The organism is Roseovarius sp. A-2 (genome assembly GCF_002072155.1).
GTDB lineage: Bacteria > Pseudomonadota > Alphaproteobacteria > Rhodobacterales > Rhodobacteraceae > Roseovarius.
In genome coordinates this window covers 545,148-560,782 of the sequence record NZ_BDIY01000001.1, presented here as the reverse complement: position 1 = coordinate 560,782, position 15,635 = coordinate 545,148, and the positions used below count along the sequence as shown (strand labels likewise).

12 protein-coding genes and 1 pseudogene are annotated in these 15,635 nt (G+C 65.1%); 3 read left to right on the top strand and 10 right to left on the bottom strand.

Annotated elements, in window-relative coordinates; translation table 11 throughout:
• Positions 1 to 13 precede the first annotated feature (13 nt).
• Positions 14 to 1,528 (top strand): YifB family Mg chelatase-like AAA ATPase, encoded by a 1,515-nt coding sequence (locus BHD06_RS02755; protein ID WP_080455422.1) that lies wholly within the window; start codon positions 14 to 16, stop codon positions 1,526 to 1,528.
• On the opposite strand, the gene BHD06_RS02750 is transcribed toward BHD06_RS02755, so the two are convergent.
• From BHD06_RS02750 to rsmI, 4 genes are read right to left on the bottom strand one after another with little or no spacing between them, the layout of a single operon-like run.
• The gene (locus BHD06_RS02750; RefSeq protein WP_080455421.1) at positions 1,515 to 2,393 is read right to left on the bottom strand and encodes an alpha/beta hydrolase; all 879 of its coding nucleotides are present in this window, start codon (positions 2,391 to 2,393) and stop codon (positions 1,515 to 1,517) included. The genes BHD06_RS02755 and BHD06_RS02750 overlap by 14 nt on opposite strands.
• Positions 2,390 to 3,325: a glutathione synthase gene (gene gshB / locus BHD06_RS02745; RefSeq protein ID WP_080455420.1), complete on the bottom strand. Its 936-nt coding sequence runs from the start codon at positions 3,323 to 3,325 to the stop codon at positions 2,390 to 2,392. Before gshB ends, BHD06_RS02750 begins: the two co-directional genes overlap by 4 nt.
• A 58-nt stretch (positions 3,326 to 3,383) precedes the next feature.
• A complete protein-coding gene (locus BHD06_RS02740) occupies positions 3,384 to 3,803 on the bottom strand; it encodes a YraN family protein (protein WP_080455419.1) in 420 nt (139 codons plus the stop codon).
• Positions 3,800 to 4,678 carry a 16S rRNA (cytidine(1402)-2'-O)-methyltransferase gene (gene rsmI, locus BHD06_RS02735; protein ID WP_080455418.1) on the bottom strand — a complete coding sequence of 293 codons (879 nt, stop codon included), beginning with the start codon at positions 4,676 to 4,678 and terminating at the stop codon, positions 3,800 to 3,802. The genes BHD06_RS02740 and rsmI overlap by 4 nt, the downstream gene beginning before the upstream one ends.
• A gap of 83 nt (positions 4,679 to 4,761) precedes the next feature.
• Between rsmI and BHD06_RS02730 the strand changes: the two genes are divergently transcribed.
• A complete protein-coding gene (locus BHD06_RS02730) occupies positions 4,762 to 5,934 on the top strand; it encodes a penicillin-binding protein activator (RefSeq protein ID WP_080455417.1) in 1,173 nt (390 codons plus the stop codon).
• A 21-nt stretch (positions 5,935 to 5,955) separates the two neighbouring features.
• On the top strand, positions 5,956 to 8,721 hold the full coding sequence (locus BHD06_RS02725) for a [protein-PII] uridylyltransferase (protein WP_080455416.1): 2,766 nt from the start codon (positions 5,956 to 5,958) through the stop codon (positions 8,719 to 8,721).
• Positions 8,722 to 8,824: 103 nt separating this feature from the next.
• On the opposite strand, the pseudogene BHD06_RS24695 reads toward BHD06_RS02725, so the two are convergent.
• The 6 genes and pseudogenes from BHD06_RS24695 to BHD06_RS02695 form a co-directional block, all read right to left on the bottom strand.
• Positions 8,825 to 8,953, bottom strand: a pseudogene (locus BHD06_RS24695) (hypothetical protein); the annotation flags it as partial.
• Positions 8,954 to 9,021: 68 nt separating this feature from the next.
• A complete protein-coding gene (gene eda, locus BHD06_RS02715) occupies positions 9,022 to 9,675 on the bottom strand; it encodes a bifunctional 4-hydroxy-2-oxoglutarate aldolase/2-dehydro-3-deoxy-phosphogluconate aldolase (RefSeq protein ID WP_080455415.1) in 654 nt (217 codons plus the stop codon).
• 4 nt (positions 9,676 to 9,679) lie between these two features.
• Positions 9,680 to 11,491, bottom strand: coding sequence for a phosphogluconate dehydratase (gene edd, locus BHD06_RS02710; protein ID WP_080455414.1), 1,812 nt, complete (start codon positions 11,489 to 11,491; stop codon positions 9,680 to 9,682).
• A gap of 82 nt (positions 11,492 to 11,573) precedes the next feature.
• A complete protein-coding gene (gene zwf, locus BHD06_RS02705) occupies positions 11,574 to 13,028 on the bottom strand; it encodes a glucose-6-phosphate dehydrogenase (protein WP_080455413.1) in 1,455 nt (484 codons plus the stop codon).
• A gap of 204 nt (positions 13,029 to 13,232) precedes the next feature.
• Positions 13,233 to 14,159: a carbohydrate kinase gene (locus BHD06_RS02700; protein ID WP_080455412.1), complete on the bottom strand. Its 927-nt coding sequence runs from the start codon at positions 14,157 to 14,159 to the stop codon at positions 13,233 to 13,235.
• A 1-nt stretch (position 14,160) separates the two neighbouring features.
• Complete coding sequence (locus tag BHD06_RS02695; RefSeq protein WP_080455411.1) at positions 14,161 to 15,621, bottom strand: mannitol dehydrogenase family protein; 1,461 nt, start codon at positions 15,619 to 15,621, stop codon at positions 14,161 to 14,163.
• Positions 15,622 to 15,635: the final 14 nt, after the last annotated feature.

Here is a 15,635-nt window from a genome sequence, read left to right as displayed (position 1 = left end):
GGAAGGGGCCCCCATGGTCGCACGCGCCTACACCGTAGCCTTTGAGGGGGTCGAGGCGCGCACGGTCGAGGTGCAATGCGCCATCACCCCGGGCGTGCCTGCCTTCTCACTCGTCGGCCTGCCCGACAAGGCGGTGTCAGAGGCCCGCGACCGGGTGCGCACGGCGCTGTCGTCCATGGCCATCGCCCTGCCGTCCAAGCGCATCACCGTCAATCTCTCCCCCGCCGACCTGCCCAAGGAGGGCAGCCATTTCGACCTCCCCATCGCCCTCGCCCTGCTCGCGGCGCTCGAAATCATCCCCTCCGACGCCGCCGAGGGCACCACTGCGCTTGGCGAATTGTCACTCGACGGCACGCTCGTGCCCGTCATCGGCGCGCTGCCCGCCGCCATGGCCGCCGCCGAGGAGAACCGCATCCTGCTCTGCCCCCGCGCCTGCGGTGCCGAGGCCGCCTGGGTCGGCGCGGCGCAGGTGATCGGCGCAGGCAGCCTCGCGGATGTGGTGCGACATTATACCGGCCAATCCCCCCTGCAAGCGGCCGAGGCGGGCGAGGTCGTCGAGGCAGCACAGGGCCGCGACCTGCGCGACGTCAAAGGCCAGGAACGCGCCAAACGCGCATTGGAAGTTGCCGCCGCCGGACGCCACCACCTGATGATGGTGGGTACGCCCGGCTCGGGCAAATCCATGCTCGCAGCCCGCCTGCCCGGCATTTTGCCGCCGCTCTCCGCCCAAGAGGCGCTGGAAACCTCGATGATCCATTCGCTCGCCGGGCTCCTGTCCGAAGGCGGGATCAATCGCAGCCGCCCCTTCCGCGAACCGCATCACACCGCCTCGATGGCGGCCATCGTCGGTGGCGGCAGGCGTGCCGCCCCGGGCGAGATCAGCCTTGCGCATAACGGCGTGCTCTTCATGGATGAATTTCCCGAGTTTCCGCGCACCGTACTGGAAACGCTGCGCCAGCCGATCGAGACCGGCGAGGTGATGATCGCCCGCGCCAATGCGCACGTGAAATATCCCTGCCGCTTCATGCTGGTGGCTGCCGCCAACCCGTGCAAATGCGGCTATCTCAGCGACCCGGCCCGCGCCTGCTCGCGCGCACCTAACTGCGGCGAGGATTACATGGGCCGCATTTCCGGCCCGCTGATGGATCGTTTCGACCTGCGGGTCGAGGTGCCGCCCGTCGCCTTCACCGATCTCGATCTGCCCGCCTCGGGCGACACATCTTCTCAGGTCGCCGCGCGGGTCGCGACGGCGCGGGCGGTGCAACAGACCCGCTTCGCCGACCGGCCCGATATGCGCCTCAATGCCGATGCCGAAGGCGAGGCCCTGGAAGAGATCGCCACGCCCGATGCAGAGGGCCGCGCGCTGCTCACGCGCGTCGCCGACCGCTTCGGATTGACCGCGCGCGGCTATCACCGGGTGCTGCGCGTGGCCCGCACCATCGCCGATCTCGACGGTGAAGATGCGGTGCGCCACCCCCATGTCGCCGAGGCCGTCAGCTTTCGCATCGGCACCCTCAAAGAGAGCTGATCCACCCCGCCAGATCACGCAAGGTCGCCTTGGCCTCGGGCAGGATATTGTGAAACAGCGGCCAGACATGCGGGTAATCGCGTTTGACATGCAGCACGCTTGTCACCCCCTGCGCCTCCAGCACCGCCTGCATCCGCAGCGCGTCATCGCGCAGGATCTCGGTATCGCCGACCGCCATCCAGACCGGTGGCGCACCGGCATAATCGCCTCGCAACGGCGAGGCGCGCGGATCGCCCGGGTCCTGCCCCGGCAGGAACATATCGCGCATCTCGCCGATCCGCCTGGGCGACAGCACCACGTCGCGCGCGGCGTTCTCGGTGATTGACGCGCCCGAAAATGTCATGTCCGCCAGCGGCGACAGGGCGAAAACACCCTTCGGCCGCGCAATCTCCTGCTTTAGGATCTCGTGCAAGAGCGCGAGCGCCAATGCACCGCCCGCGCTGTCCCCGCCGATAATCACCTCATGCTCGGCCCTCAGCGCCCGGTAACAGGCCAGCGCATCCTCAATCTGCGCCGGAAAGGCATGGTCGGGTGCAAGGCGGTAGTCTGGCAGGCAGGCGCGCAGCCCGGTCAGCGCCGAGAGCTTCGCCAGCATCGCGCGATGCGTGTCGGAAGAGCCGAAGACATAGGCACCGCCATGCAGGTAAAGGATCACCGGATCCCCAACCGCACCGCGTGCCTGCGCCCATTGCACCGGGACGCTGGCAAGTGTGTCACGCCGATAGGCGCTTCCAAGCGGCGCGTGAAAGTAAATCTTCGACTTGATCTCGAACGACCGCCGCAATCGCTCCACCGGCAACCGTGCCAGTGCCGGCTTCTCAAACCAGCGCAGATGCCGGTTCAGAAGCGCCAGTTGCCAGCTCACGCCCGCCGCGACTCGATCGCGTCCCAGATCAGCCCGGCGCCATTTGTGCCGTCGAAGCGCTCAAGCTCCTGCAGCCCGGTGGGCGAGGTTACGTTGATCTCGGTCAGGTAGTCGCCGATCACGTCGATGCCGACGAAAATCTGACCCTTGTCGCGCAATAGCGGCCCGATCCGGTCGCAGATCTCGCGGTCGCGCGCAGTCATCTCGACCCTCTCGGCGCGCCCGCCGACATGCATGTTCGACCGCGTCTCGCCCTGCGCGGGCACCCGGTTTATCGCGCCAATCGGTTCCCCGTCGACGAGGATCACCCGCTTGTCACCCTTGCTCACCGCAGGCAGATATTTCTGCACGATCAATGGCTCACGGCTGAACCCGGTGAACATCTCGTGCAGGCTCGCGAGGTTGCGGTCGGATTGCGGCAGATGAAACACCCCTGCTCCACCATTGCCGTAAAGCGGCTTGATGATCACGTCGCCGTGACGCGCGCGGAAATCCTTGATCGTCCCTATATCGCGCGCAATGGTGGTCGGCGGCATCAAGTCCGGAAAATCGAGGATCAGCAGTTTCTCGGGATAATTTCGCACCCAGAACGGATCATTGACCACCAGCGTGCCGGGGCTCAGCCGCTGCAACAGATGCGTGGTGGTGATGTAGAACATGTCAAAAGGCGGATCCTGCCGTAGCCAGACCACGTCGAACTCGCCCAGATCGACAGTCTGCTCCTGCCCCAGGCTGAAATGGTCCCCCGCCACCCGCTGCACCGTCAGCGGCCAGCCCCGCGCGGTGATCCGCCCCTCGTCATAGGCCAGCCGCTCGGGCAGGTAATAGAACAGCTCATGCCCCCGCGCCTGCGCGTCTTCGGCCAGCCGGAACGTACTGTCGGCATTGATGTCAATCGGCCCGATCGGGTCCATCTGAAAGGCGATTTTCATGGGCGACCCCCTGTTGCGATCCGCCACTTACATGCGCCATGCCGCGCAGAGGTGCAATTCAGAAATGTTCGAAGGCGTTTTCCATCAGGCGCAGATCGCCGATGGCGTTGACCAGAACAAGATCAAATCGCACCAATGCCAGCTGCCCTTCGGGCGTGTGCCCCAGATATTCCGACGCCGCCGTGAAAATCCGCTGCACCTGCCCCTGACGGATCCGCTCCAGCGCCCGATCGAAAGTCGCCGCCTTCTTCACCTCGCAAAACACGTAACTGTCGGGTTCACGCAGGATCAGGTCGATCTCCCCGCCCGTCCCCCGCCAGCGCCGTTCCAGAAGCTTTGCGCCCCGCGCCTCATAGGCGCGCAGCGCGGCATCCTCCGCCGCACAGCCCGACAGGTAGGCCCGCAGGCCACGCTCCCGGCGCGGCGCGACCTCAGCGACGACCACCGGGGCCTCGAAATCGAAACTCGTCTGCCTCATCTCTCGCCTCCTTCACGCTCCGCCGCCAGCACCAGTGCCCGCTGATAAACCTTGCGCCGCGGCAGCCGCAGCCGTGCCGCCACCTGATCGGAGGCATCCCGCACCGATCCCGCCTGCAACGCCTCGCGCAACACCGTGTCTAGATCGATTTCACTAATATTCCCTGAATCCCCACGCCCCACCACGACAACGATCTCGCCCTTGGGCGCCGCATCGGCGCAGGCCTCGGCCAGTTCTGCCAATGTCCCGCGCCGCACCTCCTCGAATTTCTTGGTGATCTCCCGGCAGAGTGCCGCCGGCCGGGCCGCGCCCAGCACCTCCGCCGCGTCGCGCAGCATCGCCGCCACGCGCTTGGGGGATTCGTAGAACACCAGCGTCGCGGGCACCTCTGCCACCTCGCCCAGCGCGGTCTTGCGCTTGCCCGATGTGTTGGGCAGGAACCCCGCAAAGAGGAACCGATCTGTAGGCAATCCCGACAAGGTGAGCGCCGTTATCACCGCCGACGGGCCCGGCGCGGAGATCAGATCGAACCCTTCGGCCACCGCCGCGCGCCCCAGATCGAACCCTGGATCGGCCACCATCGGCGTGCCCGCCTCGGACGCGTAAAGCACCGATTTTCCCGCCGCCAGCGCCGCCATGATTCGCGGTCGCATGCGCGCGCCATTGTGATCGTGATAGGGCCAGAGCGGTCGATCCCCGAGGCGCACGCCGTGAATATCCATCAACCGCCGCAGGCTGCGCGTGTCCTCGGCCACCAGCACATCCGCCGCCGCCAGCAGATCGAGCGCGCGCAGCGTGATGTCACGTGCCGCCCCGATCGGCGTGGCAATGAGATACAGCCCCGCGGCCAGTTTCTGCTTGTCGGGATTCACCATTGGACCCGCTCCATATGACGGTTATGATCGTCCACAATCGTGTCTGGCCTCAGGCAAAACGCAACAGGGAGTGAGACCGAAACATGTTCGCCGTTTTAGACGTCATCCGCAAGCCGTTCACCCGCCTTATGGCAGGCCTCGTCATCCTCCTGCTCGCCGCCTGCGGGCCGGTCTCGACCGTGACCACCGGGGGCGGTGGCACACCGACACGCGGGGCCGTGCCGGTGGCGCTGCTGGTGCCGCATGGCTCGGCTGATGCTCAGGAAGGCCAACTGGCCCGCGATCTCGAAAGCGCCGCGCGCCTCGCGGTCTCCGATCTTTCGGGTGTGCAGATCGATCTACGGGTCTACGGCACCGCCGGTCAGGCGGAGCAGGCACGACAGGCCGCACTGAACGCCGTCGAGGACGGCGCGCGCATCATCATCGGGCCGCTGCACGCCGAATCGGCCAATGCCGTGGCCGTTGCCGTGGCCCCGCGCAACATCAACGTGCTGGCCTTCTCCAACAACCCGACCATCGCGGGTGGAAATCTGTTCATCCTCGGCCAGACCTTCGAAACAACCGCCGACCGGCTGGCGGAATATGCCACCCGTCAGGGCAAATCGCGGATCATGGCGGTCTATTCCGACAATCTCGCCGGGCGGCTGGGGCGCGCGGCGATCGAACAGGCAGTTCGCGCCAACGGTGCCACGCTGGCGGGCAGCGTGGGCTATGAATTCTCGCAGGACGGCGTGCTCAATGCCGTGCCCAATATCCGGCAAACCGCCGAGACCAACGCCGCCGACGCGATCTTCCTCACCGCCAATACGGCCGGCGCCCTGCCACTCTTCTCGCAGATGCTGCCCGAGAACGGGCTTGGCCCCGACCGGGTGCAATATATCGGCCTGAGCCGGTGGGACACGCCGCCGCAGACGCTGGCGTTGCCAGGCGTTCAGGGTGGCTGGTTCACCCTGCCCGACCCGAACCGCACGGCACGTTTCAACAGCCGGTTCCAGGCTGCGAACGCGCGCGCGCCGCATCCCATCGCGGGGCTGGCCTATGACGGCCTCGCCGCCATCGGTGCGCTTGCGAAATCCGGCCAGGATCTAGGGCGCGCCAACCTCACGCAACCGGCCGGCTTTCAAGGGGTGAACGGCGTCTTCCGCCTGCGTGCGGATGGCACCAACGAGCGCGGTCTCGCGGTGGCCACGATCATCGACCAGCAGGTCACGATCCTCTCGCCCGCACCGCAAAGCTTTGGCGGGGCCGGATTTTGACGCAGAGGTCCAGACCCTGACATGATCATGACCATGCCCTGCCCGGACGATCTGATCTGTCCGGCGCAGGAGATTTTCGATGAAACCGCCACAGGCGCGGCGCTCGCGCGCGCTGTCGATGAGGCTGCGGACGACATGACAGCCCTGCGGCGCGCCGCCGTCGCCATCCTGTCCGAGCGGATGAAGGCGGGCCGTGCCGCCATCGCCGAGGCCTTCGCCGCCCGGCCCTTTGACGCCCGCCCCGCCACCCGCGCCTATTGCTGGCTTACCGATTGCATCATCCTCAGCACGCTCGATCTGGCGACCCGCGTCATGCACCCGCTGCCCAATCCCACCGAATCCGAGCGCATCGCGGTCTTCGCCGTCGGCGGCTACGGGCGCGGCGAGATGGCCCCGCAATCGGATGTCGACCTGCTGTTCCTGACCCCCTACAAGATTACCCCCTGGGCCGAGAGCGTGATCGAATCGATGCTCTACATCCTGTGGGATCTGCGCCTCAAGGTGGGCCATTCCAGCCGCACCATCCGCGACTGTCTGCGCCTCGGAGCCGAGGATTTCACCATCCGCACGGCGCTCCTGGAAAACCGGTTTCTGGCGGGCGAAGAACGCCTGGCGGCAGAGCTCAACCACCGGCTTCAGAATGATCTCTTCAAGGGGAGCGAGCGCCAGTTCACCGAAGCCAAGCTGGAAGAACGCGACGCGCGCCACGAAAAACAGGGCGAGCGTTACATGGTCGAGCCCAATGTCAAGGAGGGCAAGGGCGGGCTGCGCGACCTGCAATCGCTGTTCTGGATCGCCAAATACCTGCACCGAGTGAAGGATGTGAGCGAGCTTGTAGCGCTCGGCATGTTCACCCGAGACGAGTTCAGCACCTTCCTGCGCGCCGAGAATTTCCTCTGGGCGGTGCGCTGTCACCTGCACCTGATTTCCGGGCGGCCCAACGAACAACTCACCTTCGACATGCAACTCGAAGTGGCCGCGCGGATGGGCTATTCCGACAGCGCCGGGCGGCGCGGCGTCGAGATCTTCATGCAGGATTATTTCCGCCATGCCACCTCGGTGGGCGATCTGACCCGCATCTTCCTGACCAAGCTGGAAGCCTCGCAGGTCAAATCCGAGCCGCTCCTGCAACGCCTGCTCAAACGCCGCAAGAAACTCAAGCCGGGCTATGTGGAGATCCACGGACGTCTCGCCATCGTCGACCAGACCGCATTCCTCTCCGATCCGCTCAACCTCTTGCGGCTTTTCGAAGAGGGGCTGCGCACCGGGATGCTCATCCATCCCGACGCGATGTTGCTGGTCACCGCCAACCTGCACCTGATCGACGGACATATGCGCAACGACCCGCGCGCGGCGAAACTCTTTCTCGACCTGCTACTGAAACACGGCAACCCCGAACGCGCCCTGCGGCGGATGAACGAACTCGGCATTCTCTCGGCCTTCATCCCCGAATTTGAGCCGGTCGTCGCGATGATGCAGTTCAACATGTATCACCACTACACGGTGGACGAACATATCATCCAATGCATCTCGCACCTCGCCCAGATCGAGCGCCGCGAACTGATCGAGGAACTGCCGGTCTCGTCCTCGATCCTGAAAGAAGGCGTAAACCGCCGGGTGCTCTATGTGGCGCTGCTGATGCACGATATCGGCAAGGGCCGGGACGAGGATCACTCGATCCTCGGCGCGCGCATCACCCGCAAGGTGGGGCCACGCCTCGGGCTGAAACCCAAAGAGGTCGATACCGCCGAATGGCTGGTGCGCTATCACCTCCTGATGTCCGACATGGCCCAGAAGCGCGACATCGCCGATCCCCGCACCGTGCGTGATTTCGCCAAGGCGGTGCAGACCCGCGAGCGGCTCGACCTGCTGCTCCTGCTTACCGTCTGCGATATTCGCGGCGTCGGCCCCGGCACCTGGAACAACTGGAAGGCCTCGCTTCTGCGCGCGCTCTACCGCCAGACCCGCCGCGTGCTCGAAGACGGAATGGAGGCGATCACCCGCGAACAGCGCGGCGCCGATGCCAAGCGCAACCTGCGCGAGGCGCTCACCGAATGGGACGCCCGCGATCTCAAGCACGAGACCACCCGCCATTACCCGCCCTACTGGCAGGGTTTGCACGTCACCGCCCATGTCGTCTTTGCCCGCCTCCTGCACGGGCTGCACGAAGACGATATCGGCATTGACCTCGCCATAGACGAGGACCGCGACGCCACCCGTGCCTGTTTCGCGCTGGCCGATCACCCCGGCATCTTTTCGCGCCTCGCAGGCGCGCTTGCGCTCGTGGGGGCCAATGTCGTTGACGCCCGCACCTACACCTCCAAGGACGGCTTCGCCACCGCCGCCTTCTGGATACAGGACGGCGACGGCCACCCGTTCGAGACCGACCGCCTGCCCCGCTTGCGCCAGATGATCCTAAAGACCCTGCGCGGCGAGGTCGTCCCCCGCGAGGCGATCAAATCCCGCGACAAGCTCAAGAAACGCGAACGCGCCTTTCGCGTGCCGACGCATATCACCTTCGACAATGACGGCTCCGAGGTCTACACCATCATCGAGGTCGACACCCGCGACCGCCCTGGCCTGCTCTATGACCTCACGCGCACGCTGGCACGCTCGAACGTCTATATCGCCTCGGCGGTCATCGCCACCTATGGTGAGCAGGTGGTCGATACCTTCTATGTCAAGGACATGTTCGGCCTGAAATTCCACTCCGAAAGCAAACGTGTGTCACTGGAGAAAAAACTCCGCTCCGCCATCGCCGAAGGCGTGGAACGCGCCACCACGTGAAGGCTGAGGGCGCGCGCCGCGACGGGGGGCGCTTTTACGCGAAGTGTTGGGGTGTTGTGGCCTGTTGCGGACCTTGCCGCATCCCGCGCGAAACGCACCGAAGGTGCCGCGCGAGCGTTCTGCCGTCAATGGACACGCGCTTGCCGTTACGCTCCATATCCAGCTGTTGCAGATAGGCCGACAGACGAGAAAGGCGTTGGTCATAGGGCAGCACGGCGCGGGTGTCCTCGTCGAACAGGCTCGGAATGGCACGGTCACGTGTTACCGCACGGTTCTGTTCAAGCTTTGGCCTGATATCGGTCAAAGGATGCATCCCAATTGCGCGGCGTTTCTTGCAAGCGATTCGATCTCGTCCCATCGTTCAGCCTCGACAAGCTCTTGCGGCGCGACCCAACTGCCGCCGACGCAGAGCACGTTGGGCAGGCTCAGGTAACTGGCCGCATTCACCGGATTGACGCCACCGGTCGGACAGAACTTGACCTGTGGCAAGGGCGCGCCGATGGCCTTGAGTGCGCCCACACCGCCCGACGCCTCGGCGGGAAAGAACTTGAGCATGTCATAGCCGCGCGCGAGCAATTGCATCGCCTCGGTAGCGGTGGCGGCACCGGGTAAAAGCGGCAGATCCTCAGCCTCGCAGGCGGTCAGCAATGCGTCCGTCGCGCCAGGCGAGACGCCGAAGGTTGCGCCGGCGGCCTTGGCGGTGCGAACATCCTCGGGGGTGATCAACGTGCCCGCGCCGACATGCCCGCCCGGCACCGTGCTCATGGCGCGGATGACGTCGGGTGCTGCGGGCGTGCGCAGCGTGACCTCGAGTGCGGGCAGCCCGCCCGCAATCAGCGCCTCGGCGAGGGGGCGCGCGTGTCGCGCGTCATGGATCACCAGCACCGGTACGATGGGCGCAAACCCGCAAATCTCGCGGGTAAGGCGGCTAGCATCCTTGGGTGACAGGGTCATTTGATCAGCCTCCGAAAATACTGGCACCGATGGTGGCGGAACCAACTGTATTGCGAAACATGGCGAAAAGTTCACGCCCCGTGCCTGCGGCATTTGCAGAAAGATCGGCGGTGACGGCGGGCCGCTCTGCCACGCCGGGCGTCAGAATCTCAAGCGTGCCTTGCGTCGCGTCGATCCGCAGCAGATCACCGTCATGCAGCTTTGCAATCGGGCCGCCCTCAACCGCTTCGGGGCTGACATGGATCGCGGCGGGCACCTTGCCCGAGGCACCTGACATGCGCCCGTCGGTGACCAGCGCCACCTTCTGGCCGCGCCCTTGCAGGATCGACAGGACGGGCGTCAGGCTGTGCAACTCGGGCATGCCGTTGGCCTTGGGTCCCTGGAAACGGACAACGACGATCAAGTCGCCGGTCAGATCCCCCGCCTTGAACGCGGCCTTCACATCGTCCTGATCATGGAACACGCGCACCGGCGCTTCGATGATCTGGTGCTCGGTTGCGACGGCAGAGACCTTCATAACCGCCGTGCCAAGCGATCCGGCAAGCCGCACAAGCCCGCCCGAGGGCTGGAACGGGTCGGAAACGGGGCGCAGGATCTTGTCGTTCAGGCTTTCACCCGGACCATCGCGCCATGAGAGGTCTCCATCGGTGAATACGGGGGCCTTGGTGTAATGCTCAAGCCCGGTGCCCGCGACGGTCCTGGTGTCAGGGTGAAGCAGCCCCGCCTTGAGCAAATCGCCGATCATGTAACCGAGGCCCCCGGCGGCGTGAAAATGGTTCACGTCGGCCAGACCGTTGGGATAGACCCGGGCCATCAGGGGCGTGACCTCGCTCAGTTCCGAGAAATCCTGCCAGTCGAGCAGGATGCCGCCCGCGCGGGCCATGGCAATCAGATGAATTAGCAGGTTGGTGGACCCCCCTGTAGCGTTCAGCCCGACGATGCCGTTCACGAAGGCGCGCTCGTCGAGAATGTCGCAGACCGGGGTGTAGTCGTTGCCCAAGGCGCTGAGACCAAGCGCGCGCTTGGCACCCTCGCGAGTGAGCGCATCGCGCAGGTCGGTATTGGGGGTTACAAAGCTGGACCCCGGAAGGTGCAGCCCCATAAATTCCATCAGCATCTGGTTGGTATTGGCGGTGCCGTAGAAGGTGCAGGTGCCCGGCCCGTGATAGGAGGCCATCTCGGCCTGCATCAGCGCGTCGCGGCCCACTTCGCCATTGGCGAATTTCTGGCGCACCTTCGCCTTTTCGTCATTGGGCAGCCCGCTCTGCATCGGGCCTGCGGGCAGGAACACCGCCGGAAGATGGCCAAAGGCCTGCGCCGCGATCACCAGCCCTGGCACGATCTTGTCGCAGACCCCAAGGAAAACAGCGGCATCAAACGTGTTGTGACTGAGCGCCACCGAGGCCGCGAGCGCGATCACGTCGCGCGAAAACAGCGACAACTCCATCCCCGCCTCGCCTTGCGTGATGCCGTCGCACATCGCGGGCACACCGCCCGCCACCTGCGCCGTGCCGCCCGCCTCGCGCGCCGCTTGACGGATCAGATCAGGGAACCGTTCGAACGGCTGATGCGCCGACAGCATGTCGTTATAGGCGGTCACGATGCCGAGGTTGCCAGCGCTCGTGCCCGCCAGCCGGTCCTTGTCGGTGCCCGACGCCGCATAGGCATGCGCCTGCCCGCTGCACGACAGATGCCCCCGCGCGGGCCCCTTCGCGCGGGCCGCCGCCATGATGTCCAGATAGGCATTCCGGGTGGGTGCGCTGCGCGCGATGATCCGGTCCGTTACCCGCCGGACCGTGTCGGTCACTTTGGTCATTCTGGGTCTCCTGTCTTGCGGCGCGCGCCCGGCAGGCGCGTCACCGACACTGAATCATCCGACGGGAACGCCGTTCTCGTCATCATACCTGTATTTCGCGCCAGCGGCGTCCGTCACGGTGCAGCAGCATCAGCGCATCTTCGGGGCCGGAACTGCCGACATCATAGGGCGCGGGTGCCTGTCCGTCTTCCTCCCATCGGCGGATGATCGGATCAACCCAGGCCCAGGCGGCCTCGACCTCATCGCCGCGCATGAAGAGGGTCTGATCGCCCCGGATCACATCCATGATCAGCCGCTCATAGGCGTCCTGCGCCTCGGCGTGGGGGCCAAGCGCCTCGGCGAAGGCCATGTCGAGCGCCACTTCGGCCACCCGCATGCCACCGGGGCCAGGTTCCTTGATCGTGGTCCGCAGCGTTATCCCTTCATCGGGTTGCAGGCGAATGATCAGCGCATTGCCACGCCGCCCTTCGATCCTGGGAAAGATCATATGCGGCGGGTCGCGGAACATGATCGCGATCTCCGAGGTCCGCGCGCGCAGCTTCTTGCCCGTGCGCAGGTAAAACGGCGTACCGGCCCAGCGCCAGTTGCCGACATTCACCTTCATGGCGACAAAGCTCTCGGTCAGGCTCTGCGGGTCGCCCGCGTGATCGCGGTATCCCTCTGCATCGCTGCCTGCACGATACTGATGACCCCGGACAATATTGGTCGGCACCACCGGATCAAGCGCCTCGATCACCTTGACCTTTTCGTCGCGCACCGCATCGGGTCGGAACCGCGAGGGCGGCTCCATCGCGGTGAGGCACAAGAGCTGCATCAGGTGGTTCTGCACCATGTCGCGCATGGTGCCGGACCGGTCATAATACTCGCCCCGCCCCTCGACGCCGAGGCTCTCGGCCACGGTGATCTGCACGTGGTCGATATGGGTGGAATTCCACAGCGGCTCCCACAGCGAATTGGCAAAGCGCAGCACCATGAGATTCTGGACGGTTTCCTTGCCGAGATAGTGATCAATTCGGTAGATCTGGCCTTCGTCAAAGACGCCGCGCAGATCCGCGTTCAGGGCTTGGGATGAGGCGAGATCGCGCCCGAATGGCTTTTCAACGACGATACGGCTCTCGGGCGTGGCCAGCTGGTGGGCATCCAGATTGGAGGCGATCGCACCGAAGAGCGCGGGCGAAACGGAAAGGTAGAAGGCGCGCACGGCCTCGGGACGCAGATGCTGGCCCAGGTCTCGCCAACCCGCCTCGCCTGCGGCATCCACGCAGACATAGCGCAGCGTCTCCAGGAACGCAGCGATCTCGGCACCCTGGGACGCCGCTTTCGGCACGAACTCTTCAAGGCTCTCGCGGATCAGTTGGACAAAAGCGTCATGGGTCGTTTCGGTCCGCGCGGCGCCGATGATCCGGGCCCCGGGGGGGATCTGCCCTACAACGAAACGATGGAACAGACCGGGAATGATCTTGCGCCGGGCCAGATCGCCCGTCGCGCCGAAAAGGACGAGATCGAACGGATCGACGGGAATGACACGCGACACCATGACCTCAACATCCCCTCAAAAATGTTCTGTCGTGATGCGGCAATGCACACAGCTCGCCGCGCTCCTCGAAACCGGTGATCGCAAGTTTGAGTGTCATGTCACGACCTCCTGCACAACGCGAGACTAGAGCTGCCGACGCAACTTTTTGTTAGCGCTAACATATCTGGGCACATAAGGGAACGCACCTTTCTCCCAAGGATCATTTCATACCTCTCTCGCCCAGGGAGGGTTTGCCCCCGCGCGCGAAACCGTGACAGCGGCAACCTTCGCGCCATAGGCCATCGCAACTTGCAGGGCGTCCGCGGACAGATGCCCCAGCGCGTCGCCTTGCAACTGCCCCGCCTCGGAGAGTTTCGCAAGCACGCCCGCGTTGAACGTGTCCCCGGCCCCCACGGTATCGACAGGCGTCGCCGTTTCGGCGGGCACATGAACCTCCGTGCCATCCCGCAGAACCCCGGTCGCACCCGCGCCCCCACGGGTCACGATCACCACCGAGGGTCCGTTCTCCTGAAGCACCGCGACCTTGTCGTTCAGCGGTCGCGCGCCGGGTACGATCCAGTCAAGATCCTCGTCGGAGACCTTGACGATATCCGCCTGCGCCAGCATCGCGTTCAGTCGCGCACGGTAGCGGTCGACATGCTCGATAAAACCGGGGCGAATATTGGGGTCGAGCATGACCGCACGGGTTTTGCCCTCGCGCGCAAGCAGATCGGCATATGCCTCTGCCGCCGGTTCACACGCGAGGCTGATACCCCCGAAAAAAAGCGCGGCGATGGCATCCGGCAGGATCGGCATGTCGCCCGGGGTCAACACGCGTCCGGCAGAATTCTCGTCAAAAAAGCTGTAGGTAGCCTGCCCGTCTGCAACCTGCACGAAAGCCAGCGTCGTGGGCCGGTCGGAGCGAATCGCAAGGCTTGCATCCACATGGCTGTCCGTCAGCGCGTCCACGAGTTGCGCGCCGAACATGTCGGTCGAAAGGCCGGTGAGCAGACCGGTGTGCGCCCCAAGCCGACCAAGGGCGATGGCCGTGTTGAATACCGCGCCACCGGGATGCGGGACAAAGCCGCCCTGCCCGTCCGCCATCCTTGCGGGGATCATGTCGATCAGCGCCTCGCCGCAACACAGGATCATCTCAGGCCGCCTTCTTGTTCAGGAACGCCCGCAGCGCGGCGCGCACATCGCCGGACCAGACCGCCTCGATCTGCCGGGCACAGGCGTTTGCGAACCTGTCGTGTTGTCCCAGGATACCGAACACCTCTGTCAGCCCGAGAAACGCCGCCGGGGTCTGCCGCGCCGCGCGCGCCGCCGCGCGCAGCATATCCGCCCGCGGGTCGGTCAGTTCTTGGCTCTCGGCGCAATAGCGACACCACAGAGCCACCTCAAGCGCAAGCCCGTCAAGCGGGCGCCCGGTGGCGAGCGCATCGCGGACCGTGGGCAGGATGAACTTGGGCTGCCGGTTCGATCCGTCCTGACAAAGCCGGGCGATGGTGTCGCGCACTTCCGGGTTGGCGAAACGCTCAAGACAGGTTTTCAGATAGTCCGGATAGTTCACGCCGGGAATCGGCGCAAGCACCGGAATGACCTCTTCGTGCATCAGCCGGGTGATCCAGCCCGAAACATCGGCATCGGCCAGGGCATCATGCACGCAGTCATAGCCCAACAGGGCAGACGGATAGGACAGCGCGGCATGGCTGGCATTGAGGATGCGCAGCTTCATTGTCTCGTGGGCGGCGATGTCCGCCACGAATTCAACTCCCACCTTTTCCAGCGCCGGACGCCCCAATGGAAAATTGTCTTCCATGACCCATTGCGTGAACGGCTCGCAGACCACGGGGGCGGCATCGTCGATGCCGAACGTATCGGCGACCATCACGCGCTTGGCCTCAGAGGTGGCCGGGGTGATGCGATCAACCATCGAATTCGGGCAGGCCACCTGCTCCATGATCCAGCCATGCAACTCGTCAGACATCAGTGCGGCAAGACCCGCAAGCGCCTGACGCGCGACATGCCCGTTTTCGGGGATGTTGTCGCAGGACAGGATGGTGGGCGGCGGCTGTCCCGTCTCTTGGCGCAGTCGCAAACCAGCCAGCAGGATGCCAAAGACCGTCACCGGCGCGTCGGGCATGGCCGCGTCGTGCCGGATGTCCGGATGCGCGGGATCGAACATCCCGGTGGCCGCGTCGATAAAATAGCCGCCCTCGGTGATGGTCAGCGACACGATGCGGATTGCCGGATCTGCGATGCGCCGGATGATGGCCTGTGCGTCTACCGGGCAAAAGTCGATCATCGCGCCGGTCACGCGCGCCTCGTAGGTGTCGGGGCTCAGTTCAACCACGGTGCTGAGCCAATCCTGCGGTTCAAGCGCGGCGCGCCGCGCGGCGTCGAACGGCATGATCCCGGCACCGACGATGGCCCAGTCGTGATCGAGGCCGAGATTGAACAGCCGGTCGAGATAGGCCGCCTGATGGGCGCGATGAAAATTGCCCATGCCGATATGCAGGATGCCAGGCGACAGGTCGGCACGGTCATAGGACGGGACCGAGACGCGACCGGGCAGTTGCGAAAGCGTGGAACGCGCGAGGGGTGTCGTCATATCTGTGTGCCTGA